Annotated in this window: 18 protein-coding genes; 12 read left to right on the plus strand and 6 right to left on the minus strand. The window is 54.4% G+C overall.

All coding sequences use genetic code 11. From position 1 onward, the window contains the following. Window positions 1–297 precede the first annotated feature (297 nt). The 5 genes from glgB to glgP all read left to right on the plus strand — a co-directional run bounded on the left by glgB (window position 298) and on the right by glgP (window position 9,766). On the plus strand, window positions 298–2,484 hold the full coding sequence (gene glgB, locus O1V65_RS19770) for a 1,4-alpha-glucan branching enzyme (protein ID WP_017493061.1): 2,187 nt from the start codon (window positions 298–300) through the stop codon (window positions 2,482–2,484). Then, window positions 2,484–4,472 carry a glycogen debranching protein GlgX gene (gene glgX, locus O1V65_RS19775; protein ID WP_017493062.1) on the plus strand — a complete coding sequence of 663 codons (1,989 nt, stop codon included), beginning with the start codon at window positions 2,484–2,486 and terminating at the stop codon, window positions 4,470–4,472. Before glgB ends, glgX begins: the two co-directional genes overlap by 1 nt. A 24-nt stretch (window positions 4,473–4,496) precedes the next feature. Beyond that, window positions 4,497–5,774 (plus strand): glucose-1-phosphate adenylyltransferase, encoded by a 1,278-nt coding sequence (gene glgC / locus O1V65_RS19780; RefSeq protein WP_017493063.1) that lies wholly within the window; start codon window positions 4,497–4,499, stop codon window positions 5,772–5,774. 84 nt (window positions 5,775–5,858) lie between these two features. Beyond that, complete coding sequence (glgA, locus tag O1V65_RS19785) at window positions 5,859–7,289, plus strand: glycogen synthase GlgA (protein WP_017493064.1); 1,431 nt, start codon at window positions 5,859–5,861, stop codon at window positions 7,287–7,289. A 29-nt stretch (window positions 7,290–7,318) separates the two neighbouring features. Beyond that, the gene (gene glgP / locus O1V65_RS19790) at window positions 7,319–9,766 is read left to right on the plus strand and encodes a glycogen phosphorylase (RefSeq protein ID WP_084912578.1); all 2,448 of its coding nucleotides are present in this window, start codon (window positions 7,319–7,321) and stop codon (window positions 9,764–9,766) included. 54 nt (window positions 9,767–9,820) lie between these two features. Here the strand turns inward: glgP and glpD are convergent, their stop codons facing one another. The 3 genes from glpD to glpG form a co-directional block, all read right to left on the minus strand. Further along, window positions 9,821–11,332, minus strand: a complete 1,512-nt coding sequence (gene glpD, locus O1V65_RS19795; protein ID WP_084912579.1) for a glycerol-3-phosphate dehydrogenase — start codon at window positions 11,330–11,332, stop codon at window positions 9,821–9,823. A 303-nt stretch (window positions 11,333–11,635) separates the two neighbouring features. After that, window positions 11,636–12,394: a DeoR/GlpR family transcriptional regulator gene (locus O1V65_RS19800; RefSeq protein ID WP_017493066.1), complete on the minus strand. Its 759-nt coding sequence runs from the start codon at window positions 12,392–12,394 to the stop codon at window positions 11,636–11,638. A 9-nt stretch (window positions 12,395–12,403) separates the two neighbouring features. Beyond that, entirely contained in the window at window positions 12,404–13,240 is an 837-nt protein-coding gene (gene glpG / locus O1V65_RS19805; RefSeq protein WP_017493067.1) for a rhomboid family intramembrane serine protease GlpG, read from the minus strand. Between the two features lie 267 nt (window positions 13,241–13,507). On the opposite strand from glpG, the gene rbsK reads away from it, so the two are divergent. The 4 genes from rbsK (at window position 13,508) to O1V65_RS19825 (ending at window position 17,729) form a co-directional block, all read left to right on the plus strand. Continuing rightward, window positions 13,508–14,722 (plus strand): ribokinase, encoded by a 1,215-nt coding sequence (rbsK, locus tag O1V65_RS19810; protein WP_017493068.1) that lies wholly within the window; start codon window positions 13,508–13,510, stop codon window positions 14,720–14,722. 110 nt (window positions 14,723–14,832) lie between these two features. Further along, a complete protein-coding gene (locus O1V65_RS19815) occupies window positions 14,833–15,762 on the plus strand; it encodes a dihydrodipicolinate synthase family protein (RefSeq protein WP_269129964.1) in 930 nt (309 codons plus the stop codon). Between the two features lie 140 nt (window positions 15,763–15,902). Then, complete coding sequence (locus O1V65_RS19820; protein WP_227953608.1) at window positions 15,903–16,400, plus strand: NanQ anomerase/TabA/YiaL family protein; 498 nt, start codon at window positions 15,903–15,905, stop codon at window positions 16,398–16,400. 15 nt (window positions 16,401–16,415) lie between these two features. Then, complete coding sequence (locus O1V65_RS19825) at window positions 16,416–17,729, plus strand: MFS transporter (RefSeq protein WP_017493071.1); 1,314 nt, start codon at window positions 16,416–16,418, stop codon at window positions 17,727–17,729. Between the two features lie 86 nt (window positions 17,730–17,815). Here the strand turns inward: O1V65_RS19825 and glpE are convergent, their stop codons facing one another. After that, window positions 17,816–18,136: a thiosulfate sulfurtransferase GlpE gene (gene glpE / locus O1V65_RS19830; protein WP_017493072.1), complete on the minus strand. Its 321-nt coding sequence runs from the start codon at window positions 18,134–18,136 to the stop codon at window positions 17,816–17,818. Window positions 18,137–18,432: 296 nt separating this feature from the next. Between glpE and malP the strand changes: the two genes are divergently transcribed. Further along, window positions 18,433–20,841, plus strand: coding sequence for a maltodextrin phosphorylase (gene malP / locus O1V65_RS19835; RefSeq protein ID WP_269129965.1), 2,409 nt, complete (start codon window positions 18,433–18,435; stop codon window positions 20,839–20,841). Window positions 20,842–20,850: 9 nt separating this feature from the next. Next, entirely contained in the window at window positions 20,851–22,926 is a 2,076-nt protein-coding gene (gene malQ / locus O1V65_RS19840) for a 4-alpha-glucanotransferase (protein WP_084912583.1), read from the plus strand. Between the two features lie 44 nt (window positions 22,927–22,970). Here the strand turns inward: malQ and nfuA are convergent, their stop codons facing one another. Together nfuA and gntX are read right to left on the minus strand one after the other, a co-directional pair. Continuing rightward, entirely contained in the window at window positions 22,971–23,546 is a 576-nt protein-coding gene (nfuA, locus tag O1V65_RS19845) for a Fe-S biogenesis protein NfuA (RefSeq protein WP_017492306.1), read from the minus strand. 59 nt (window positions 23,547–23,605) lie between these two features. Then, window positions 23,606–24,289, minus strand: a complete 684-nt coding sequence (gene gntX, locus O1V65_RS19850; RefSeq protein WP_017492307.1) for a DNA utilization protein GntX — start codon at window positions 24,287–24,289, stop codon at window positions 23,606–23,608. Between the two features lie 105 nt (window positions 24,290–24,394). Here gntX and bioH point away from each other — a divergent pair, with 105 nt between their 5' ends. Then, window positions 24,395–25,180: a pimeloyl-ACP methyl ester esterase BioH gene (bioH, locus tag O1V65_RS19855; protein ID WP_017492308.1), complete on the plus strand. Its 786-nt coding sequence runs from the start codon at window positions 24,395–24,397 to the stop codon at window positions 25,178–25,180. Window positions 25,181–25,410 lie beyond the last annotated feature (230 nt).

The following is a 25,410-nucleotide window of genomic DNA, read 5'->3' on the forward strand; positions in this document are numbered from 1 at the left end:
AAAAATTTCTTTTAATTCAGGCCTTGTTCTCAGAAAGCTTTAGCTATGCTTAGTAGAGAAGATTTTGGAAATTTAGTAGGGCATTTATCTGCTTTTTTTAAAAATGTGAGTACAGCCAATCTTCGCCGGCTAGTTCTGCGCAGAGTAGTGAGTCAGGAGCGGAGTATTTTTCTCGGGTTAAATCTGGCAAATGGGTCTTTTCAGGGATGAAAACGCGACGCTAAAGGAAAAAACGATCGGGCCGACAGAATGATTGTTCTTGGATTTGTTGATTAATTGATCACAGGATGAAATACCATGCCAGTACTTCCCGACCAGCACGTCATTAACCAAATCTTTTCCGGTCGCTACGCCGATCCTTTTTCCTTTTTAGGAATGCATGAGGTCGCTGCGGGATTGGAAGTGCGTGCACTTTTACCGGATGCCGACGAGGTTTGGGTTATCGACACCCAAAAGCAGAGTCGCGTTGCCGAACTGCGGCGCTATGACGACCGTGGATTCTTTGTGGGCTTGATGCCCCGCCGGAAAAAATCTTTCAGCTACCAGCTGGAGGTGCGCTGGGGCGACAACCGTTATGTTATTGATGACGCCTATCGTTTTGGTCCTTTGCTTGAGGAGCTGGATATCTGGCTGCTGGCTGAGGGCACCCACCTGCGGCCTTATGAAAAATTAGGCGCACATCCGCTGACGCTCGACGGCGTTGAAGGTGTGATGTTTGCCGTTTGGGCACCGAACGCGACCCGCGTTTCCGTCGTGGGTGATTTCAACTATTGGGACGGACGTCGCCATCCGATGCGTCTGCGCCGTGAAAACGGTATTTGGGAACTGTTTATCCCCGCCGTTCGCGAAGGTCAGCTTTATAAATTTGAAATTATCGACTGCCGCGGCAACCTGAGCCTGCGCGCCGACCCTTACGCTTTTGAGGCGCAGATGCGCCCCGAAACCGCCTCTGTGGTGCGTCAACTTCCTGCGCCGGTGGCGTTTTCTGACGATCGCCGGAAGGCCAATCAATTCAACCAGCCCATTTCCGTCTATGAGGTACACCTCGGCTCCTGGCGTCGTCATGCTGCCAACAACTATTGGCTGAGCTACGGTGAGCTGGCCCAAGAGCTGGTGTCCTACGTCAAATGGATGGGGTTCACCCACATTGAACTGATGCCGATTAACGAGCACCCGTTTGACGGCAGCTGGGGTTACCAGCCGCTCGGCATGTACGCGCCGACGCGGCGCTACGGTTCGCCGGAAGAGTTCAAGGCGTTCATTGACGCGGTGCACGACGCCGGGCTGAACGTGATCCTCGATTGGGTGCCGGGGCATTTCCCGAGCGACTCCCACGGTTTGGCACAGTTTGACGGCACCGCGCTGTACGAATATGCCGACCCGCGCGAAGGCTACCATCAGGACTGGAATACCCTGATTTATAATTATGGTCGCCACGAGGTACGCAACTTCCTGTCGGGCAACGGTTTTTACTGGATTGAACGTTACGGCATCGACGGACTGCGCGTTGATGCCGTCGCCTCGATGATTTATCGCGACTACAGTCGCAAAGAGGGGCAATGGATCCCGAACTATTACGGCGGTCGCGAGAACCTTGAGGCTATCTCGTTCCTGCGCTATACCAACCAGACCATCGGTCGTGAGCTGGGCGGCGCAGTGACGCTCGCCGAAGAGTCTACCGACTATCCGGGCGTGACGATGCCGCCAGAGGCCAACGGGCTGGGTTTCCATTACAAGTGGAACATGGGCTGGATGAACGACACGCTGCGCTATATGCAGCTTGATCCGGTGCACCGTAAATATCATCACAACCTGCTGACCTTTGGCGTGCTGTATGCCTACAGCGAAAACTTTATCCTGCCTATCTCTCACGATGAAGTGGTGCACGGCAAGGGCTCGATGCTCGACAAGATGCCGGGTGACGCCTGGCAGAAGTTCGCTAACCTGCGCGCCTATTACGGTTTTATGTGGGCGCATCCGGGTAAAAAGCTGCTGTTTATGGGCTGCGAATTCGCTCAGGGACGCGAGTGGGACTTTAACTACAGTCTCGACTGGCATCTGCTTGAAGAGCCTTACGGCTGGCACAAAGGTGTGCAGCATTTGGTGCGCGACCTTAACTTCTGTTATCGCGATCAGTCGGCGCTGTATGAGCTGGATTTCAACCCACGCGGCTTCGAGTGGCTGGTGGTGGATGATTACGAAAACTCGATCTTCGCCTTCGCCCGCCGCGATGAGCAGGGTAACGAACTGATTGTTATCAGTAACTTTACGCCGGTTCCTCGCTATGGCTATCGCATTGGTGTCAGTCGTCCGGGCCGCTATCACGAAATCATGAACACCGATTCTCACTATTATCGCGGCAGCAACGTGGGTAATCAGGGACACGTCTACACCGAGCCTTATGCCAGCCATCACCGCGAACACTCGCTCTCGGTAGTTATCCCACCGCTGGCCACCATTTATTTGCGGCGGGAGGACGTCTAATGGCCTCTCTTCAGCCCGGTAAGCCAGCGCCGTTTGGTGCCAGTTTCGATGGAGATGGCGTCAATTTTTGCGTTTTTTCCTCCGGTGCTGAAAAGATTGAACTTTGCCTGTTTGACGAGAAGGGGGCGGAAGCGCGCCTGCCGTTGCCGTCGCGCACCGGCAATCTGTGGCACGGCTATTTGCCGGGCGCTCAGGTGGGTCTGCGCTACGGTTTTCGCGCCCATGGCCCCTTTGATCCGGCTAAGGGGCTGCGTTTCAACGCACAGAAATTATTGCTCGATCCCAGCGCTCATGCGCTGGAGGGCGGTCTTGGCGATGACCCTCGGTTGTGCGGCGGTGTAAAGGTTGCCGACCCGCGTGACAGCGCCGACCTGGTGCCAAAATCGGTGGTCACCCACGATCATTTTGACTGGCAGGATGACGCCGCTCCGGCCGTTCCGTGGGGCGAAACCGTGATTTATGAGGCACACGTTCGCGGCCTGACGCAGCTTCATCCGGATATTCCTGAAGCTCTCCGTGGGACCTACGCGGCGCTCGGGCATCCAGTGATGCTGGATTATTTCAAGCGTCTCGGTATTACCGCGCTGGAATTGTTGCCGGTGCAGCATCATGCCGATGAACCTCGCCTGCAACACATGGGGCTGAGCAATTACTGGGGTTACAACGTACTGGCACCCTGTGCACTTGAACCTAGCTATGCCAGCGGCGTAAACGGCGTCAGTGCCGCTCACGAGTTCAAGACCGCCATTAGGGCGCTGCATCAGGCCGGGATTGAGGTGCTGATAGACGTCGTGTTCAACCATACCGCCGAGCTGGACGTCGAAGGGCCGACGGTTTCCCTACGCGGCCTGGATAACCGCAGCTGGTACTGGTTGAACGACGACGGCAGTGACAACAATTTGACCGGCTGCGGAAATGCTATGCGGCTGGTCGACGACGAGGTGGTCGCCTGGACGCTGGAAAGCCTGCGCTACTGGGTAGAGAGCTTTCACGTCGACGGCTTTCGCTTCGATCTTGGCACTATGCTGGGTCGTACACCCGAATTTCACGCTGATTCGGCGCTGTTTAAGGCCATCAAGGCCGATCCGGTACTAGGACACTGCAAGCTGATTGCCGAACCTTGGGACATCGGACCGGATGGCTATCAGGTTGGCAATTTTCCTGCGCCTTTCGCCGAATGGAGCGACCACTGGCGCGATGACATTCGCAGATTCTGGCTCTATGGAACGCTGCCGATAGGCGATTTTGCAACCCGTTTTGCCGCATCTGCCGATATTTTCGATCACGATGGCCGACTGCCTTCCGCCGCTGTGAATATGCTTACCGCGCACGATGGGTTCAATCTGCGCGATCTGGTCAGCTTTAATGACAAACACAATCAGGCCAACGGCGAAGACAACCGCGACGGACACGACAACAACTACAGCCAGAATCACGGGCAGGAGGGGCTGGAGGTGTCGGAAGAGGTCGCAAAGCAGCGCCGCCTCAGCCAGCGAGCGCTGCTCGCCACGCTGTTTTTATCGCAGGGGACGCCGATGCTGCTGGCGGGGGACGAGTTCGGTCACTCCCAGCAGGGCAACAACAACGCGTATTGTCAGAACAATGCCTTGACCTGGCTCAACTGGCGGGACGGGGACAAGGGACTCACCGAGTACGTAAGCGCGCTTATATCTTTACGCAAAAAAATTCCTGCGTTGACGCAGAACAGCTGGTGGCAGGGAATGCCGGAAGACGTGCAGTGGCTCGACGGCGCCGGACAGCCGATGACAACAACAAGCTGGGAGCAAAGCGGGCAGCAGTGCCTGCAAATACGTTTGTCTGACCGCTGGTTGCTGGTGGTCAATTCATCACTTAATGACGTTGAAATGGCATTACCAGAGGGCCGCTGGCTGTGTGTTGCGCCTTTTGACAATGAACAACAAAACGTCAGGGAAGGCTCGCCTTGGCGAGCGACGGCAAAAACGCTCTGCGTGATGACCCAAGGCTAGCAGGGCAACAGGAAGGATTCAGCTATGGCTACATTAGAATTCAATGACCGCATGATGTTGGCGAGGCAATTACCTCTCAAGTCGGTAGCGCTGATCCTGGCCGGGGGCAGAGGATCGCGTTTAAAAGATCTGACCGCCACTCGTGCTAAACCCGCAGTTCATTTCGGCGGTAAGTTTCGCATTATCGATTTCGCATTATCGAACTGTCTCAACTCTGGGATCCGGCGGATCGGCGTGATCACGCAGTATCAGTCGCACACGTTAGTGCAGCACATTCAGCGCGGCTGGTCGTTCCTTAATGAAGAGATGAATGAATTCGTTGACCTGCTTCCGGCGCAGCAGCGTCAGAGCACCGAGCATTGGTATAAGGGAACCGCCGATGCGGTCTATCAAAATTTGGACATAATTCGGCGTTATCGTGCCGAGTATGTGGTGATTCTTGCCGGGGATCATATTTACAAAATGGACTACTCCCGCATGCTGATCGACCACGTCGAGAAGGGCGGGCAATGCACCGTGGCCTGCCTCGAGGTGCCGTTGGCGGAGGCCAGCGAGTTCGGCGTCATGGACATCGGCCCGGACTACCAGATCAAGTCATTTATTGAGAAGCCGAAGGATCCGCCGTCGATTCCTGGTCAACCCGATAAGGCAATGGCCAGCATGGGCGTCTATATTTTCAATGCGGACTATTTGTTCCAGCTATTGGAAGAGGACATGGCCAGCGAAGAGTCCAGCCACGATTTCGGGAAAGATCTGATTCCTAAGATTACCCGTCAGGGCGTGGCGTGGGCGCATCCGTTCGGTTTGTCGTGCGTGACTTCGAACAATGAGTTGCCGCCATACTGGCGCGATGTCGGCACCATAGATGCCTACTGGCGCGCGAATCTGGACCTGGCATCGGTGACGCCGGAGTTAGACATGTACGACACCAACTGGCCGATTCGTACCCACATGGAGCCGCTGCCGCCCGCTAAATTTGTGCAGGACAGGTCCGGCAGTCACGGCATGACCATGAACTCACTGGTCTCGGGTGGCTGTATTGTGTCGGGTTCGGTCGTGGTGCATTCGGTGCTTTTTCCACGTGTACGCATTAATTCATTTTGCAATATCGACTCAAGCATTCTATTACCTGATGTCAATATTGGCCGGTCCTGCCGCCTGCGCCGTTGCGTAATAGACAGAGCCTGCCACATCCCGGAAGGCATGGTCATCGGGGAAAATGCAGAGGAAGACAGCAAACGTTTTTATCGATCGGAAAGCGGGATAGTGCTGGTAACGCGCAGCATGTTGGCGAAGTTATAAAGCCTGCCGAAGAGATCGAATTTTTAACTTATTTCGGTTCGCGCAATTCGACGTGTTTGGCGCGATGAAAATTCAGGAGCGAGAATGCAGGTTTTACATGTTTGTTCCGAGCTGTTTCCTCTGTTAAAAACCGGCGGCCTGGCAGACGTCGCCGGTGCGCTCCCCGCCGCGCAAATTGCCGAGGGAGATGATGTTCGCGTTTTGATTCCTGCTTTCCCCGATGTCAAAAAAGGCATCGGGGAAACTCATCTGGTAGGCTCGCTGGACACGTTTGCCGGACACGTTGAGCTGCGCTATGCCCTGTATCAGGGCGTGGGCATCTATCTTATTGATACACCAAAATTATATGACCGCCCCGGCAGTCCATATCACGATCAGGCCTCAAACGCCTACGTCGATAATCATCTGCGTTTCGGGCTGCTGAGCTGGATGGCGTGCGAGCTGGCGTGCGGTTTTGACCCTAACTGGAAGCCGGAGGTGGTGCATTCCCACGACTGGCATGCTGGCCTGACATCGGCCTATATCGTCGCGCGCGGGCGTCCGGCGAAGACCGTTTTCACCGTGCATAATCTGGCGTTTCAGGGATTGTTCTTTGCCCAGCATTTGCAGGAGCTACAGATCCCACCCGAGTTCTTCCAGATGCACGGCCTCGAATTCTACGGCCAAATTTCCTTCCTCAAGGCCGGGCTATTTTATTCCGATCACGTGACCACCGTCAGCCCAACCTATGCCAAAGAAATAACCCAGCCTGCGTTCGGCTATGGCATGGAGGCGCTGCTGCTAGAGCGGCAGAGCGAAGGTAAACTGACCGGCATTCTCAACGGTGTAGATGAGGCGATTTGGGAACCCAGGACCGACGTCCTGCTCTCTGCGCGCTACAGTGCGGAGGACCTCCGCGCTAAGGCCGTCAATAAGGCTTACCTACAGCGGGCGATGGGGCTGGACGTAGACGATTCGCGTCTGGTGTTTGCCGTGGTGAGCCGACTGACTAATCAGAAAGGGTTGGACCTGGTGCTCGAAGGCCTGCCAGACCTGCTTGAGCAGGGCGGTCAGCTCGCGGTGCTGGGTGCCGGTGATGCCGTGCTGCAACAGGCTTTTCTGGCCGCCGCAGCCGAACATCCCGGGCAGGTCGGCGTTCAGCTCGGTTATCACGAAGCCTTCTCGCACCGCATTATTGCCGGTGCTGATGTCATTATGGTCCCAAGCCGTTTTGAGCCTTGCGGACTGACGCAGCTCTATGGATTGAAGTACGGCACGCTGCCGTTGGTCAGGCGCACCGGCGGACTTGCGGACACGGTGGTCGACTGTGCGTTGGAAAACCTGGCCGATGGCACGGCCAGCGGATTTGTTTTTGAGGAAAGTACCGGTAAATCGTTGAGTAACGCCATTCGACGTGCGTTTGTGCTCTGGAGTCGCCCCAAGCATTGGCGACACGTGCAGCACCACGCGATGGGCATTGATTTTGGTTGGAAAGTGGCTGCACAGGCATATCAGAATCTGTATCAACGGCTTTGAACCACTCACCAGATTGGGGACGAAATGCTATGACTTCACCGATTAACTACACCTCACCTACCGTCAGCGTTGATGCGCTAAAGCATTCCATCGCCTATAAATTGATGTTTATTCTTGGTAAAGATCCCTCCGTTGCCAACCAGCACGACTGGCTGAACGCCACGCTGTTCGCGGTGCGCGATCGTATGGTCGAACGCTGGTTGCGCGCCAACCGCGCACAGCTGTCGCAGGACGTGCGGCAAGTCTACTATCTGTCGATGGAGTTTCTCATTGGTCGCACCCTGTCGAACGCGCTGCTTTCGATGGGCATTTACGACGACATCAAGCAGGCGCTTGACGAGATGGGGCTGGATCTCGAGGAGTTGATTGGTGAAGAAAATGACCCCGGTTTAGGCAACGGCGGTCTGGGGCGACTGGCGGCCTGTTTCCTTGACTCACTGGCTACGCTGGCCCTGCCGGGACGGGGTTACGGCATCCGCTATGAATATGGCATGTTTACCCAGAACATCGTCGACGGCGAGCAGAGAGAGTCGCCGGACTACTGGCTTGAATACGGCAATCCGTGGGAGTTTCAGCGCTACAATACCCGCTACAAAGTGCGCTTCGGCGGACGTTTGCAGCACGAAGGCTCGAAGACCCGCTGGCTCGAAACCGAAGAGGTTGTTGCGGTCGCTTACGATCAGGTCATCCCCGGTTTCGATACGGATGCCACCAACACGCTCAGGCTCTGGGGCGCGCAGGCGAGTAACGAAATCAACCTCGGTAAGTTTAATCAGGGCGACTATTTCGCGGCGGTGGAAGATAAAAACCATTCTGAAAACGTGTCGCGGGTACTGTATCCCGACGACTCGACCTATTCGGGCCGCGAACTGCGTCTGCGCCAGGAGTATTTCCTGGTCTCGGCGACGGTGCAGGATATCCTCAATCGCCATTACAGCACCCACAAAACCTTCGACAATCTTGCGGATAAAATCTCTATCCACTTGAATGACACCCACCCGGTGCTGTCTATTCCCGAACTAATGCGCCTGCTGATTGATGAACATAAAAAAAGTTGGCTTTCTGCGTGGGAGACAGTGAGTCGCGTCTTCTCCTACACCAACCATACGCTGATGAGCGAAGCGCTGGAAACCTGGCCGGTGGACATGCTCGGCAAAATTCTGCCGCGTCATCTGCAAATAATCTTTGAGATTAACGAACACTTTCTTAACTACGTCGAAGAACTGTTGCCCGGCGACAATGCCATGAAAAGCCGGGTTTCGATTATCGACGAAACCAACGGCCGCCGGGTGCGTATGGCGTGGCTGGCGGTGATTGCCAGCCATAAGGTCAACGGCGTGTCTGCGCTGCACTCGGACCTGATGGTGCAGTCGCTGTTTGCCGACTTCGCGAAAATTTACCCCGGTAGATTCTGCAACATGACCAACGGCGTGACGCCGCGTCGCTGGCTGGGGCTGGCCAACAAACCGCTGTCGGCGCTGCTCGACGATGCGATTGGTCACACCTGGCGTACCGATCTCAGCCAGTTGGCCGAGCTGAAGCAGGACATCGACTATCCTAGCTTCCTCAAGGCTCTGCAAAAAGCCAAGTATGAAAACAAAAAGCGGCTGGCGGCTTACGTCGGTGAAAAGCTCGAGGTGGTTATCGATCCGCACAGTCTGTTTGACGTGCAGATCAAGCGTATTCACGAGTACAAACGCCAGTTGCTAAACGTACTGCACGTGATAACCCGCTATAACCGCATTATCGACGATCCCGATGCGAACGTGGTACCGCGCACGGTGATTTTTGCCGGTAAAGCTGCGTCGGCCTACTATGCCGCGAAGCAGATAATCCACCTGATTAATGACGTCGCCACGGTTATCAACAACGATCCTCGGGCGCATCACAAATTGAAGGTGGTGTTTATTCCCAACTATAGCGTCAGTCTGGCGCAGATGATCATTCCCGCAGCGGATCTTTCCGAGCAGATCTCGCTGGCGGGGACCGAGGCCTCCGGCACCAGTAACATGAAATTTGCGCTCAACGGTGCATTGACCATCGGCACGCTGGACGGGGCAAACGTCGAGATGCTGGAACACGTGGGTGAGGAGAATATCTTTATCTTTGGCAACACGACGCCGGAGGTCGAGGCGCTGCGTAACAACGGCTATAACCCGCATGAATACTATGAGAACGATGCCGAGCTGCACAAGGTACTAACCCAGATTGCGACCGGTACGTTTAGCCCGGGTGACCCGAAACGCTATCACAACCTGTTTGATAGCCTGGTCAACCTCGGTGACCACTATCAGCTGCTGGCAGACTATCGCAGCTATGTCGATACGCAGGATAAGGTCGATGAACTGTACAAACAGCAGGACGAATGGTCACGTCGCGCGCTGCTTAACATTGCCAATATGGGGTATTTCTCTTCGGACAGGACGATTAGCGAATACGCTGAGAAGATTTGGAATATCAAACCGGTCAAGCTTTGAGGGGATAAAATGTCCCCCGCTGAAAAGCGGGGGACGAGGATGTTTGATAAAGGCTTAAGAAGCCAGAGACAACCCTTTACGCGCCTGACGGTGTTCTTTTAACCACTCGGCGACGCGCGCCTGCTGAGGTACTGTCAGCCACATACCGAGCTTGGTGCGACGCCAGATGGCATCATCGAGCTCGACGACCCACTCTTTCTCGACCAGATAACGCAGCTCCGCTTCGTAAAAATCATGCCCGAAGTTTTCGCCCAGCGAGTCCAGAGCTGTCGCGCCAGCGAGTATCAGCTCAGTCTGGCTGCCGTAAGTGTGGGTATAACGGCGTGCCAAAGATTCTGGCAACCAGCTGTGGCGACGACGCAGTTCTGCCTCGTAGCTCTCTCGGCTTTCACCAATCTTACCACCCGGCAGCAGGCCATTTTTGGTCCACGCTGGACCGGCATCAGGATAGTACTTCGACAGTTTCTCCATCGCGTGCTCGGCGAGCTTGCGATAGGTGGTCAGTTTGCCGCCGAAGATAGACAGCAGCGGCGCTTGACCCTGTTCGTCGTGCACATCTAGCGTGTAATCGCGGGTGATCTTTTGCGCTGAATCTGACTCGTCATCGCACAGTGGGCGCACGCCGGAATAAGTCCAGACGATGTCTTCACGCGTCAGCTGTTTCTTGAAATATTCGTTGTAGATTTTCAGCAGATAGTCGATCTCGCTATCATCGATTTTGACGTTTTTAGGGTCGCCCTTATATTCAACGTCGGTGGTGCCGATGATCGAGAATTCGTCCATCCACGGGATCACGAAGGCGATACGATTGTCTTCGTTTTGCAAAATATAAGACTGCGGCTCGTTATGAACGCGCGGCACCACGATGTGGCTGCCTTTGATTAAACGAATACCGTAAGGTGATTTCAGCTTCAACCCATTATCAAAGAAGGTTTTCACCCACGGACCGGCAGCGTTAACCAGGCCTTTGGCGCGGAAGGTAAAGGTTTTACCGCTGTCTATCTCTTGTGCTTCAACCATCCACAGGCCGTTTTCTCGCCATGCCCGCGTAACGCGAGTGCGGGTACGAACTTCGCCGCCGCGCTCTTCCACTTCCTGTGCGTTGAGTACCACCAGACGGGCGTCGTCAACCCAACAGTCTGAATATTCGAATCCGCGCGTGATTTCGGGCTTCAGCACCGAATTCTGGCCAAATTTTAACCCTTTACTGCCCGGCAGGCTGGTACGTTTGCCAAGATGGTCATACATGAACAGACCGATGCGGATCATCCAGGCCGGACGCAGGTGCGGCTGGTGAGGCAGGCGGAAGCGCATCGGGAACGCAATGTGTGGGGCCAGCTTCAGCAGGACTTCACGTTCGGCCAAGGCTTCGCTCACCAGACGAAATTCGTAGTGTTCCAGATAGCGCAGGCCACCGTGGATCAATTTAGTACTGGCCGAAGAGGTCGCGCAGGCCAAGTCTTGCGCTTCAAGCAGCAGAACGGATAGCCCACGGCCAGCTGCATCCGCAGCGATACCGGTACCGTTAATACCGCCACCGATTACGATCAAGTCTTTGGTTTCCACGTCATCTTCCTCCAGATGTTCGTAATAGCTCTTTAATGCTCGTTTTCGCTCATGATTGTAATCGATAACCAACAAACAAGCCAAGAGTTAACCAAATAAAAACATTCATGCGTGATGGAGGTAACATTTTCACCCCGATTTAACCGGGTAAGGATGACGAGAAGATGACTTTTTATCCTCATTTTTCGTTATTGCGCGTTTTGGGAGGAGGGTTGGGCAGGGATGCAGGGAAAACGAAGGTCGAAATAGAAAGAAGGTGGGGAGAGGTTGCCGGGCAATAAGCAGGCATCGCCCGGCGGGGTATTAGCAGAGTTCGAGGTGGACTTCGTACTTGTTAATCAGCGCCATTACGCTTTCTGGCGGTCTTTGGTCGGTAAACATCGAGTCGATAAGGCTCATGTTACCGAGGTTGACCATGGCGTTGCGGCCAAATTTGGAATGGTCGGTAACCAACATCACATTGCGCGAATTCTCGATGATTGCGCGCTTGATTCGCGCTTCATGGTAGTCGAACTCGAGCAATGAACCGTCCATGTCGATGCCGCTGATGCCTAAAATGCCGTAGTCGAGGCGGAACTGGGAGATAAAGTCGAGCGTGGCCTCGCCCATGATACCGCCGTCACGGCTGCGTACTTCACCGCCGGCCAACAGAATACGGAAGTCCTCTTTCGGCGTCAGCAGGGTGGCAACATTGAGGTTGTTGGTCACGATGCGCAGGTCACGATGGTTAATCAGCGCGTGGGCAACGGCCTCCGGCGTGGTGCCGATGTCGATGAACAGCGTAGACCCGTCGGGAATATGGCTCGCCGCGCGCGCGGCAATACGTGCCTTTTGATCTGACCACATGATCTTGCGGTCGTTATAGGCAGCATTCACCGAACTGGACGGCAGCGCCGCCCCACCGTGATGGCGATGAATCTTGTTCTGCTCGGCTAAATCATTGAGATCGCGACGAATAGTTTGCGGGCTGACGGCAAAATGCTCCACCAGCTCCTCAGTACTGACATAGCTCTGCTGGCGGACCAACTCGACGATGGCGTCATGACGTTGTGTTTGTTTCACCGAAATCCCCTAACTGCTTTTCTTACGCGGCGTACGCGTATCGCAAAAGGCCATAATAAGTCCCACGGCCAGACCGAATACATGGGCTGCATTGGCAATCGCCAGACCCATCACATTAAAGTATCCCAGCGCCAGCCAGGCAATAGCGAACACCATTAATCCGCGCGGCAGAGAGAGCTGACGTTCAGGTTTTAGCTCGCCGGTCAGCCAGACGTAGCCCATCAATGCATAAACTACGCCGGAGAGGCCACCAAAATAGATGCCGCTGAACAGGGACTGTCCCCAACCGCTTAACAGCGCGGAGATGAGCGCGATAGTAAACAGTTTGCCGCTGCCGAGGCGTTTTTCAACCGGCCCGCCGAGATACCACCACCACATCAGGTTAAACAGGATGTGCAGGATGGAAAAGTGCAGGAATGCCGGGGTGAACCAGCGCCACAGTTCACTATATTGGCTTCGGTCGGCGGGCCATGCCAGCCACTCCATCACCGTCTGGTCGCCGTAAATTTGCTGAAGGATATAGACCAAAATACAAATAACCATCACGGTCATCGTCAGCGGACCCGCCTGGCTGCGGATCCGCTGCCAGTAGGAGTAACGTTCGTATTGCAGATTGGCCTGGGTGCTGCCAGTGTGCCAGCTGGCCGCCTGATAGCGTGCATGCAGCGGATCTTTCAGAAAAAGGTTGAGCTCAGGCTCGACCTTTTCCAACTGTGACTCATCCTCCAGCCAGAGTTGGACTTCCTGTCCATCATGTTTCACCTGCAGCTGGACCCCAAGTGTTGCCATGTAGTCGACAAACGCCTGCGCAATGCGGGGGTTAGACAGGCTGATAATTCTTATCATAGTGTTCTGCTGGTCCCGTAATTATCTGATTTAAAGATTTATTATCTTGCTTCCTGGCAATGACCTGCGGTGAGCCAGGTCTTCGAGCTATCGATTATAACGTTAGCTTCCCTCGCTGTATGCCAGAGAAATTCGGCGCAATGTGTCTGACGCAACATCATAAACTGCAATTTTTGTTTGCTTCCGTTTTGCCAATCAACCTATGAGCAGCATCACTCTTTAATTGGCCGAGCGCATTTATTCTGAGAATAGAAAAGGTGGATGACTATGTTTCTTGAAGAGCGTCGGCAGCAAATTCTGGATTATCTGGATAAATACGAGCGGGTAAAGGTTGAGGTCCTGGCGTCATTATTTTCGGTGACCCGTGAAACCATTCGTAGCGATCTCAACGCATTGGCTGAGGAAAGGCTGGTGCAGCGCTGCCACGGTGGGGCAATGGTGATTCGCCGGAGTTTGCAGTCAAAGCTGATTACCGACACCGGTGGCAACTTCGAAGTGTTGCTTAAACGCCTGCAAATTCAGAAAAGAAAGCAGGCCGTGCAGCAACATAAAGGAAAGGACATGAAAGGTAAGGTCTGCATTCTGGGGTCGTTCAACGTCGATATTGTCGCAAAGGTTGAACGTTTTCCGAAGGGCGGAGAATCCCTGCTGGCGTTAGGCAGTACGCTTGGACCGGGGGGTAAAGGAGCGAACCAGGCAACGGCGGCCAGCCGTGCGGGTGCCAAGGTGCATTTCGTTTCCAAGGTGGGTAAAGACCAGTTCAGTCAATTTGCCTATGAGCACCTGACCTCTTCAGAAATCCACTCTTTTACGCTCTATCAATCGGAAACAGAACCGACTGGCAACGCCATTATTTATGTCTCGCAGGAGAATGGCGAGAACATGATTGCCATCTATTCCGGTGCCAATAAAACCATTAGCGAAGACGAGGTGGTGGCTATTGCGCCTGAACTCGAAGATTCCGACGTGCTGCTGGTGCAGCTCGAGAATAACTTTGCCGCCACGCTGAGCGCGATGAAGCTGGCGAAAGCGCTGGGAGTAACGGTAATACTCAACCCTGCCCCCTCTTCCAGCCATGCGCTTGAGTGCCTCGAATACGTTGATGTTATCACGCCCAACGAGACCGAAGCCTCGCAGCTTTCAGGTATCGACGTGCAGGATCTGGCGAGTGCCAAAGAGGCGGCGCAGCGGATTGTGAGTCAGGGTGCACAGCGGGTGATCATCACTATGGGGTCACGCGGGGCCCTGTTGCTCGACGGCCATCAGTTCCAGCATATCCCGGCTTTTCCGGCGCTGAGCGTCGACACGACCGGTGCAGGCGATGCCTTTAACGGCGCGTTGGCCTCAAGCCTAGCCAACGGGCAGAGTCTGGTGCAGGCGGCAACCTATGCGGCCGCGTTTGCCTCACTGGCGGTCGAGCGTGAAGGTGCATCGAACATGCCTGATAACGCGCAAGTTTTAGCGCGCCTGGCGCAGCGTTAAATGCTGCGTTCACTGTTGAGTTTCCTGTGGCGGTCGCTGCCTTAAATAACTTTTTTAGCGTCCGCGTAATCGATTACGTCTGATGCCTGCGGGCACTGTGAGGAGTAGTGATGAGTAAAAGTATTGAGGGCATTGTGCCGGTGATGTTGACGCCTTTCAGCGCAGACAACCAGATTGATTATCCGTGCCTCAGCCGCCTGATCGACTGGTATCTCGAGAAGGGTGTCGACGCGCTGTTTGCCGTGTGTCAGTCGAGCGAAATGCAGTTCTTGACCCTCGACGAGCGCGTGGCGCTGGCCAAATTTGTGGTCGATAAGGTGGCAGGGCGTATTCCGGTGATTGCTTCGGGCCATATCAGTGACGATATCGAACAGCAGATTAACGAGCTGACCGCGATGGCGAAAACCGGTGCGGACGCGCTGGTGCTGGTGACCAATCACCTGGATCCGAAGAATCAGGGCAGTGAGACCTTCTTTGCCACGCTCGACCAGTTGCTGAGTGCGTTACCCGAATCCATGCCGCTGGGGCTGTATGAGTGTCCGGCGCCGTATCGCCGCCTGCTGACCGACGAAGAGCTGACGTACTGCGCCAACACGGGGCGTTTTGTGGTGCTTAAAGACGTGAGCTGCGATTTGTCTACCGTGACCCGTCGCGTGAAACTGGTGGCACAGACGCCACTGAATATTATCAATGCCAATGCGGCGATCGCCTATCCGGCGATGCTGGCGGGTTCGAAGGGCTTTAGCGGCGTGTTCACCAACTTCCACCCGGAACTTTACGGCTGGCTGTATCACAAGGCCGCTGCGCATCCGAAACTGGCCGAAGAGCTGGCGATTTTCCTGTCGTTAGGAGCGGTGACAGAAACGCTGGGTTACCCGAAAAACGCCAAAATTTATCATCAGCGTCTGGGCACCTTTGATAGCGAGTTCTGTCGGGTAAACAAAGACAACGTGCTGGAAAAATTCTGGGGACTCACCGTGTTGCTGGACCAGATAAGCACCGGCACCGCGCTGTGGCAGAAAAAAATCGCGGCCGTTTAAGCCGCGATAACGTGTGGATGAGTCTCGACCTCATCCGCTTTTTGAATATCCCAGACTGAAAGTGGCATCAGGCGAATTAATTTTTATCGCCATTCTGTGCCTCGACTTTCGGAATAAAAAATATAAAAGGATTATTCAACATGATCGTATGTTGCCTGCGTGATTGGGAGCGTGAAAAGTTTGCTCTCCATCCGATTATTAATAAAGGTATCGAATTTATTACTCAAACCGATTTTTCAACGCTGACGCCAGGGAAAATAGACATTATTCCGGGAAAGATGTTTTGTCTTTTACAGGAAATGAATACCGTTCCCGCGAATGAAATGCGAGCTGAGTCACACTTTAAGTTTGTCGATATCCAGTTTCTCTTGCAGGGCGAAGAAACCATCGGCGTGGCGCGCGGTGCGGCACAGCATCAGGTGGTCGAAGACCGTGCCGAGAATCACGATATTGTGTTTTATCAGGAAACGAATAATGAATCGCTGATTCGTTTAGTGCCTGGCATGTTTGCTGTTTTCTTTCCGCAAGATTTACATCGCCCGTGTTGTCATACCTATAGCGAGTCTTTTATTCGTAAAGCCGTGATTAAAATTCACCTGAGCCTGTTTGACGATGGCTTATTTATGAATAACCCCTAGTGGATAATTAAAATTATGAAAGACGTCACCTCTTCCCTCAATGTACCTCTGGTAAAAAAGGCGGCTCCGGCTGTTTCACGCTTGCGCTGGGGTATTATTTTTATTCTGCTTATCGCGGCGGTCATTAATTATCTCGACCGTGCCAATCTCAGTATTGCCAATACGACCATCGCCAGGGAGTTTGGTTTTAGTCAGACTGAAATGGGCCTGCTGCTGTCGGCCTTCCTGTGGCCTTACGCGCTGGCAAACTTGCCTGCGGGATGGTTGGTCGACCGTTTCGGACCGAAAAAAATGTTCTCGTGGGGCGTCGGCCTGTGGTCGACCTTTACAGTGATGGCCGGTTTTGTGAACGGTTATTCGATGTTTTATACGCTGCGCGTGCTGCTGGGCATTTCCGAGTCGCCGTTCTTTACCTCTGGCATCAAGATAACCCACCGCTGGTTCTCGGATAAAGAGCGTGCGCTGCCGACCTCGATCATTAACACCGGTTCGCAGATTGCAAACGCCGTAGCACCACCGATTCTCACCGTGCTGCTGCTGACTCTCGGCTGGCGCGGTATGTTTATCGCCATCGGCCTGGCGGGCATTCCGCTGCTGCTGGTGTGGCTGAAGTTTTATCGAAACCCTTCCGAGCGTGAAGAGCAGTCGATCCACGCCAACGCTCAACGAGTGCAGCCGTCGGTCGTTGAGGCTAACGGCAACAACAGGGCGAGCTGGGCGGCGTTGTTCAAACATAAAACCACCTGGTTCATGGTGATCGGCAACTTCTCTATCATGTTTACCATCTGGGTTTATCTGACCTGGCTGCCGGGCTATCTCGAGAAATCACTGGGCTTTAGCCTGAAACAGACCGGCTGGCTGGCGGCAATTCCGTTCTTTGCGGGGATTTTGGGCGTGCTGTGCGGCGGCTCTATCTCAGACCGATTAATTCGTCGCGGTGTGAATACCATTACGGCACGTAAAGTGCCCATTGTCGTCGGTGCCGCCATGGCTGCCTGCTTCGTTGCGCCGGTTCCGTTCGTGCACAGCACCGCGCTGAGTATTGGGCTGCTGTCGGTGGGTTATTTCTTCTCACAGCTGCCACAGGGCGTTATCTGGACGCTGGCCTCCGACATCGCGCCAAAAGAGCAGGTGGCTTCGATGGGGGCTATCCAGAATTTTGGAGGATTTCTTGGGGCCGCCTGTGCACCGATTGTTACCGGCGTCATCCTCGACGCCACGGGGCAGTTCACTAACGTGTTCTTCCTTGGCGCGGGGCTACTGACGTTGGGCGCGTTGAGCTACGGCCTATTCGTGAAAAAACCGATTCAGGTCACGATGCAGAAATAAAGACCTAGCAGAGAAGCCCTTTTGCCACAGCGCGTGGGGGGTGAGAGGAGCGGCCCATTCAGCGTCGCTCCTCCGCGAGAAAAACCTTATACCTCAACGTCCTGAGGGAAGGTTTTCGACCAGGCTTCAAAGCCACCATCGACGCTATATACCGAATCAAATCCCTGGGTCAGCAGATATTGTGCGGCACTGCGGCTGCTGATGCCGTGATAGCACATCACCATCACCGGCGTGGTGGATTCAGTTTGCTGCATAAATGCGCCGATGCTTTCGTTACTTAAATGGAAAGCGCCGGGTGCGTGGGCGTTGTTAAAGCTCTGAATGTCACGGATATCAACCATCACTGCACCCCCTTCTTTCAGGCGGTTATGGGCCTGCTCAACGCTGATTGCTTCAAACTGTTCCATGCTGCTTTTTGCCTCGTCATGACGGGATGCGTCTATTAAGAAATATTCAGTCCTATTGTAACCAATTCTTTGTCCGGCAAGACCAGACAGAATGTGCGGGCTTTCGCTAAATCGCCCGTGCTGATGCGAAAAATTATGAAAATCTCAGACAAATAGCCACTCAAATTTCCTTAACTCATGATGCTGTCAGGAGTTTTAGCTGATTAACCTATGAGCAAATTTCTCGTATAGGGTTTATACATATAAGTGTCAGAGATCACATTACCTCCCTCGTCGTAAAGGAAAGAGATTCCCCTATGCCAAAACCGACTTTCAAGCAGGACAGTTTTTTGGCGGCTTTGACTCGCCAGTGGCAAGCTTTCGGACTCACTTCAGCCCAGGATATGACCCAGCACCAGTGGTGGCACGCCGTGAGCGCCGCCGTAGCAGAGCAACTGCCGCCGCGACCCGACAGCGGTAAAGGCAGCAATAAGGTTAAGCGCCACGTGAACTACATCTCGATGGAGTTTCTGGTCGGCCGCCTGACTGGCAATAATCTGATTAACCTGGGTTGGTACGATCAGGTCGCAAAAGCGCTCGAACAATATGATATTAATCTGACCAATCTGCTCGAAGAAGAGGTGGATCCTGCTTTAGGCAATGGCGGGTTGGGGCGACTTGCCGCCTGTTATCTCGACTCTATGGCCTCCGTCGGCCAACCGGCGATTGGTTATGGCCTGAATTACCAGTACGGCCTGTTTCGCCAGAGCTTCGTCGAAGGAAAACAGCATGAAGCGCCGGACGACTGGCATCGCAATGATTATCCTTGGTTCCGCCACAATAGCGCGCTTGCGGTTGACGTCGGCGTGGGCGGCAAGATAGTGAAAGGGGAAGGCGGAAAGTCTTACTGGAAGCCTGGTTTTAACCTGCGCGGCGAAGCCTGGGACCTGCCGGTCATCGGCTATAAAAATGGCGTGACTCAACCACTGCGCCTCTGGGAAGCGACCCACGTTCACCCGTTCGATCTCGAAAAATTCAATGACGGCAAATTCCTGCAGGCAGAACAGCAGGGGATTGACGCTGCCAAGCTGACTAAGGTGCTGTATCCTAACGATAACCATGAGGAAGGTAAACGCCTCAGGCTGATGCAGCAGTACTTTCAGTGTGCCTGTTCGGTCGCCGATATTTTACGCCGCCATCATTTCCTGGGCCGTAATATCCACGAACTGCCGGATTACGAGGTCATTCAGCTCAACGATACCCATCCGACCATTGGCATCCCGGAAATGCTGCGCGTGCTTATCGATGAACACCAGATGAGCTGGAACGACGCCTGGCACATCACCAGCCGCACCTTCGCCTACACCAACCATACGTTAATGCCTGAGGCGCTGGAAACCTGGGATGAAAGGCTGGTACGCAGCCTGTTGCCGCGCCACTTTGCGATTATCAAACAGATAAATGCCAACTTTAAGAAACTAGTCGACCAACACTGGCCGGGAGACGAGGCAGTATGGGCCAAACTGGCCGTGCATTACGATAAACAGGTCCGTATGGCAAACCTCTGCGTGGTGGCCGGTTTCGCGGTCAACGGCGTGGCGGCACTTCACTCGGATCTGGTGGTGAAAGACCTGTTCCCGGAATATCACCAGCTGTGGCCGGAGAAATTCCACAACGTCACCAACGGTATTACCCCAAGACGCTGGCTCAAGCAGTGTAATCCCGAACTTTCAGCGCTGATTGACGAGACGCTGAAAACTGAATGGGTCACGGACTTAGACGCGTTGAAAGGGCTTGAAGCCAGCGTCAAGGACAAGAAATTCTGCAAACGCTATCGACAGATCAAGTACGATAATAAGGTGCGTCTGGCTGAGTACGTTAAACATCATGTCGGGATTGAGCTTAATCCAGAGGCCATCTTCGACGTGCAAATTAAACGCCTGCACGAATACAAACGCCAGCACCTGAATCTACTGCACATCATTCATCTTTATCACCAGATTCGCGCCAATCCGAAGCTCGACATTGTGCCCCGCGTGTTCTTGTTCGGCGCCAAGGCAGCCCCAGGCTACTATCTGGCGAAAAATATTATTTATGCGATCAATCAGGTCGCCGAGAAGATCAATAACGATCCCCTGGTGGCTGACCGTATCAAGGTGGTGTTCATTCCGGATTATCGGGTTTCCGTGGCCGAGGTCATGATCCCCGCTGCGGACGTCTCAGAGCAGATTTCGACTGCCGGTAAAGAGGCTTCGGGCACCGGTAATATGAAGTTGGCGCTGAATGGCGCATTGACCGTCGGCACGCTGGATGGCGCTAACGTTGAAATCGCCGAGCAGGTAGGCGACGAAAATATCTTCATCTTCGGTAACACGGTCGATGAAGTGAAGGCGCTGGTGAAAAAAGGCTACAAGCCGAAAACGTGGCTTAAAAAGGACAAAGGACTCAAAGCTATTCTTGATGAGCTGGCGAGCGGTTTCTACAGCAACGGCGACAAAAAAGCCTTCGAACCTCTGCTGCATAGCCTGCTCGACGGCGGCGATCCCTATCTGGTGCTGGCGGACTTCGCTGAATACTGCGAGGCTCAGGACAAGGTCGACAAGCTTTACCGCGACCGCGATGAATGGACAAAACGCACGGTGCTTAACACCGCGCGGGTCGGGATGTTCAGTTCAGACCGGTCGATTCGCGATTACCAGCAGCGCATTTGGCAGGCTAAACGTTAAGGAGCAAGCATGCGGGGCGAGCAACTCGAACTGGCAGCAAAACGGGCTGGTATTCTGGACAGCTTTATCAATATGGTTGACGAGGTGCAATCCGTCTCTGCAGAGACCAAGCAGGCATTGTTAGAAGCGATGGGGCGCGACGAGCAGGAGCCTGACGTCGGCCCCCTTTCTCACGTGAAAGTGTTTATCGTTGGTGAGCCGGTCGATCTTTCCCCGCGCGGGGAAGGTCAGTATCGGTGGCAACTGACGCTGGAAAACGGCGATATCTCAGAAGGGACCGGCATTTTTGGCGAGTCTCTGGAGCTGGGCGACGACTACATGACCGGCTATCACCACCTCACCTTGAAGTGGGGAGAGGAGCAGTGGGGGTGTCGGATTATTGTTGCGCCGGAGCGTTGCTACGAGCCTGAGGCGTTGAAAAGCGGTGAGAAGCTTTGGGGCGCCTGCGTGCAACTTTACACCCTGCGTTCTGAAAATAACTGGGGAGTAGGCGATTTTGGCGATCTGAAACAGATGGTTGAGCAATTGGGGCAGCGTGGCGGAGCCTTTGTGGGCCTCAACCCGATCCACGCGCTTTACCCGGCGAATCCTCTCAGCGCCAGCCCTTACAGCCCGTCTTCTCGCCGCTGGCTCAACGTAGTCTACGTTGACGTTAACGCGGTCGAGGAGTTCCAGCAGTCTGAGAGCGCCCAAAGCTGGTGGCAGTGTACCGCCACCCGTGATGCGCTAAAACAGGTGCGCAGCGTTGACTATGTCGATTACGTCGAGGTCATGCGGCTGAAAATCACCGCGCTCGAACTGGCGTGGCAGACGTTCCGGAGTATTCCCGAGGCCAGCCAGCGAAAGCGTGATTTCCGCGCTTTCGTCCTGCTGGGCGGAGAGAGCCTGAAGCAGCAAGCGGTGTTTGACGCCCTGCACGTGCACCTCAATCAGACGGCAGAAGGACAGTGGGGATGGCCGGTATGGCCGAAGCCTTATCGCGATCCTCATCACCCCGGGGTACATGAATTTGTTGAACATTATTACGATGAGGTGGAGTTTTATCTCTGGTTGCAATGGCTGGCGCACGTGCAGTTTGCCTCATGCTATGAGGCCAGCCTCGCGCTCGAGATGCCGATCGGCCTTTATCGTGATTTAGCGGTAGGGGTGGCCGAAGGCGGTGCCGAAACCTGGTGTAATCGTTCTCTTTATTGCATGGGCGCGACAGTCGGTGCTCCACCGGATATCCTTGGGCCGCAGGGGCAGAACTGGGGATTACCGCCGCTTGACCCTCACGTGATGCGTGCCAGAGCCTACCAGCCCTTCATCGATCTGCTGCGCAGCAATATGGGCGACTGCGGTGCGCTGCGTATCGACCACGTGATGGGGCTGCTTCGGCTGTGGTGGATCCCAAAAGACGAGCACGCTGGATTTGGTGCCTACGTTAGCTATCCGCTGCGCGATCTTCTTGGCGTGCTGGCGTTAGAAAGCCAGCGCCACCAGTGCATGGTGATCGGTGAAGATCTGGGCACGGTGCCCAAGGAGATAGTCGCTAGCCTGCGTGACAGCGGGGTCTATTCCTACAAGGTGCTCTATTTTGAGCACGATAAAGACTTACACTACCGTGCGCCTGAAGACTATGTGGTACAGGCGATGGCGACTATCACCACCCACGACTTGCCGACGCTGCGCGGCTATTGGCAGGACGACGATTTAAGCCTGGGCGAGAAGCTGGGCATTTATCCCGATGAGGCAGTGCTGGCGCATCTGCGGCGCGAGCGAGCACTAACGCGACAGGCGTTGCTCGATGCTCTGCATCGTCATCACTGTGTACCAAAAAGTTTGGGAACCCACGCTGAACGCATGCCGATGAGTCCGGCGTTGAATCGCGGGCTACAGCGCTACGTGGCCGAAAGCGCGAGTGCTTTGCTCGGGCTACAGCCTGAAGACTGGCTGGATATGAATACGCCGGTCAACGTGCCCGGAACCAGTTCCGAATACCCGAATTGGCGCAGAAAGCTCACGATGTCGCTCGAGGAGATGTTTGCTGATGAAAGGATTAATTTACTGCTGAAGGATGTGGACAAGCGGCGCAGAAGGGTATGAATCACCGTGCCAACGGGAGGCACGGTGTTTTGCAGCAAGATGACTTAGTAGAAAGAGTGCTCGCCGCGCTGGTGCTCGGTCAGGTCGCGAACCCCTTTAAGCTCAGGGAAGGCCTGCAACAGTTCTTTCTCGATACCGTCTTTCAGCGTCACGTCAATCATTGAACAGCCGTTACAGCCGCCGCCGAATTGCAGAACGGCGATACCGTCTTCGGTAATTTCCATCAGTGACACGCGGCCACCGTGGCTTGCCAGCTGCGGGTTAACCTGCGCCTGCAGGAGATATTCAACGCGTTCCATCAGAGGGGCATCGTCTGAAACCTTGCGCATTTTGGCGTTAGGTGCCTTCAGGGTCAGCTGAGAGCCGAGCTGATCGGTCACGAAGTCGATTTCTGCTTCTTGCAGATAAGGTGCGCTAAGCTCATCAACGAAGGCTGACAGCCTTTCAAATTTTAGCTCGGTATCCGTGGATTCCACGGCATCGGGTGGGCAGTAAGAAACACCGCATTCGGCAGTAGGCGTACCTGGGTTAATCACGAATACGCGGATCTGGGTGCCTTCTTCCTGGTTTGCCAAAAGTTTGGCAAAGTGCTCTTGGGCAGCATCGGTAATAATGATCATAGCATTGGCTCAATAGTTGACTACTCTAATTGGTCATAATACGCCCTTTAACAGACTGACTACAAGGTGCGGCAAATGCACCAAACCTGTAATGAGGCAATATTGTTTTTATTCAGTATCTTACTGACTTCGCTAATTGTGCTACCGGTTGTCACCACGTCATCTATTAGCGCGATATGCTTTCCCTCCAGGTCCTGTTTGCAGCAGAAAGCGCGCTTTAGGTTAAGTTTCCTTTCAGTTTCCGAAAGCTGTTGCTGGGGAGGCGTAGCGCGACACCTTTCAAGCGCATAGGGCAGATATTCACAGCCGAGCCAGCGGGCAAGAGGGCGGGCCAGCAGTTCTGCCTGATTGTAGCCACGTTGCCGATGACGGTGTAAATGCAGAGGCACGCTGAGGATGGTGTTCGGCCTGACAACGTTGCCGTCTCGCCAGCGCTCCAGCCAGCGCAATAGCAGCAGCCTCGCCAGCGGTTCGGCCAACTCAGGAGTAGAGGAAAATTTCAGACGCAACAGCAGTGTGCTGAGCGGCGGCAGATAGACACCAGCAAAAATTAGCGACTGCCACGCGGGTGGCTTAATCAGGCAGCGGCCGCAGGATTGAAGCGCGCTGCCGCTCGGTAATCCACAGCGTGGGCAGCAAAGAGGGAGGGGCGGGAAGTGCCTGATACACAGGTTGCATAGGCCATGTCGGGCAATATGCAGCGGCTGCTGGCATAGCCAACAGCGGCTGGCAATGGTTAACATACTCGCTATCATGACCATGATAATGAAATCATCCCTGATGAAATCGCCGAGCTGCCTCTCGCAGGTCGGCGCTAATTTTCGAACAACAGACATGGACACTACAGTATGAATCGTCTCTATTGGCAGACTTTAGGTGAAGGATCGCGCGATATTGTGCTGCTTCACGGATGGGGACTGAACGCCGAAGTGTGGCGTTACATCGCTGAGCGATGGGCACCGCATTTTCGCCTGCATCTGGTGGACTTACCCGGTTATGGCCGTAGTCAAGATTTCGGTGCGCTTTCGCTGGCGGAAATGACCGAGGTCGTGCTGGCACAGGCACCAAAAAAAGCGGTGTGGATGGGGTGGTCGCTTGGCGGGCTGGTGGCGAGTCAGGCTGCGTTAACAGCCCCAGAGCGAGTTGACGCATTGATTACCGTTTCTTCCTCACCGTGCTTTGCCGCACGCGATGACGAGCAGTGGCCGGGCATTCGTCATGAGGTGCTTCATGGCTTTCAGCAGCAGCTGAGCGAAGACTTTCAGCGCACGGTAGAACGTTTTCTGGCCCTGCAAACGCTAGGCAGTGAAAGCGCACGTCAGGACGCCAAACTGTTGAAGTCGATGGTGCTGAACTTGCCCATTCCTCCGGTTGAGGTTTTGGCAGGAGGGTTGGATATTCTCAACCAGGAGGACCTGCGTTTAGCGCTAGCGTCACTTGAGATGCCGTTCCTGCGTATTTACGGGGCATTGGACGGTTTAGTGCCGCGTAAAATTGTGCCTCTGCTGGACGCCCGATGGCCAGATTCGCGTTCCGCCATCGTTGAAAAAGCCTCGCATGCGCCTTTTGTGTCACATCCTGATGCCTTCAGTGCATTAGTTACGGATTTTCTTGACGAAAATCATCTGATGTAACGTTTCAATTTCATACTCTAAAACAATGCGCCACTTCACAAAATAAAGGTTAAGTGGCGGGTCGTGACCTCTTTTATGGATAATTTCTCACGGTGATTAATACTCAATAAGGTAACGCCGGACGGTTGATGAAACGCGACTGTATGCGCTTTATCGGCGTCTGTGTCTCTGGGAGAGTTTGCGGTATTTGGGCGGGAAGTTCACTGCCGACGCAGAGGGTCTGGCGTGCG

Source organism: Rouxiella badensis, from assembly GCF_026967515.2.
Lineage (GTDB): Bacteria > Pseudomonadota > Gammaproteobacteria > Enterobacterales > Enterobacteriaceae > Rouxiella > Rouxiella badensis.

Excerpts from the sequence above, each read along its gene's own strand:
- glgB (WP_017493061.1), top strand. The coding sequence starts at position 298 with ATGCCAGTACTTCCCGACCAGCACGTCATTAACCAAATCTTTTCCGGT.
- glgX (WP_017493062.1), top strand. The coding sequence starts at position 2,484 with ATGGCCTCTCTTCAGCCCGGTAAGCCAGCGCCGTTTGGTGCCAGTTTC.
- glgC (WP_017493063.1), top strand. The coding sequence starts at position 4,497 with ATGGCTACATTAGAATTCAATGACCGCATGATGTTGGCGAGGCAATTA.
- glgA (WP_017493064.1), top strand. The coding sequence starts at position 5,859 with ATGCAGGTTTTACATGTTTGTTCCGAGCTGTTTCCTCTGTTAAAAACC.
- glgP (WP_084912578.1), top strand. The coding sequence starts at position 7,319 with ATGACTTCACCGATTAACTACACCTCACCTACCGTCAGCGTTGATGCG.
- glpG (WP_017493067.1), bottom strand. The coding sequence starts at position 13,240 with ATGATAAGAATTATCAGCCTGTCTAACCCCCGCATTGCGCAGGCGTTT.
- rbsK (WP_017493068.1), top strand. The coding sequence starts at position 13,508 with ATGTTTCTTGAAGAGCGTCGGCAGCAAATTCTGGATTATCTGGATAAA.
- O1V65_RS19815 (WP_269129964.1), top strand. The coding sequence starts at position 14,833 with ATGAGTAAAAGTATTGAGGGCATTGTGCCGGTGATGTTGACGCCTTTC.
- O1V65_RS19820 (WP_227953608.1), top strand. The coding sequence starts at position 15,903 with ATGATCGTATGTTGCCTGCGTGATTGGGAGCGTGAAAAGTTTGCTCTC.
- O1V65_RS19825 (WP_017493071.1), top strand. The coding sequence starts at position 16,416 with ATGAAAGACGTCACCTCTTCCCTCAATGTACCTCTGGTAAAAAAGGCG.
- glpE (WP_017493072.1), bottom strand. The coding sequence starts at position 18,136 with ATGGAACAGTTTGAAGCAATCAGCGTTGAGCAGGCCCATAACCGCCTG.
- malP (WP_269129965.1), top strand. The coding sequence starts at position 18,433 with ATGCCAAAACCGACTTTCAAGCAGGACAGTTTTTTGGCGGCTTTGACT.
- malQ (WP_084912583.1), top strand. The coding sequence starts at position 20,851 with ATGCGGGGCGAGCAACTCGAACTGGCAGCAAAACGGGCTGGTATTCTG.
- nfuA (WP_017492306.1), bottom strand. The coding sequence starts at position 23,546 with ATGATCATTATTACCGATGCTGCCCAAGAGCACTTTGCCAAACTTTTG.
- gntX (WP_017492307.1), bottom strand. The coding sequence starts at position 24,289 with ATGTTAACCATTGCCAGCCGCTGTTGGCTATGCCAGCAGCCGCTGCAT.
- bioH (WP_017492308.1), top strand. The coding sequence starts at position 24,395 with ATGAATCGTCTCTATTGGCAGACTTTAGGTGAAGGATCGCGCGATATT.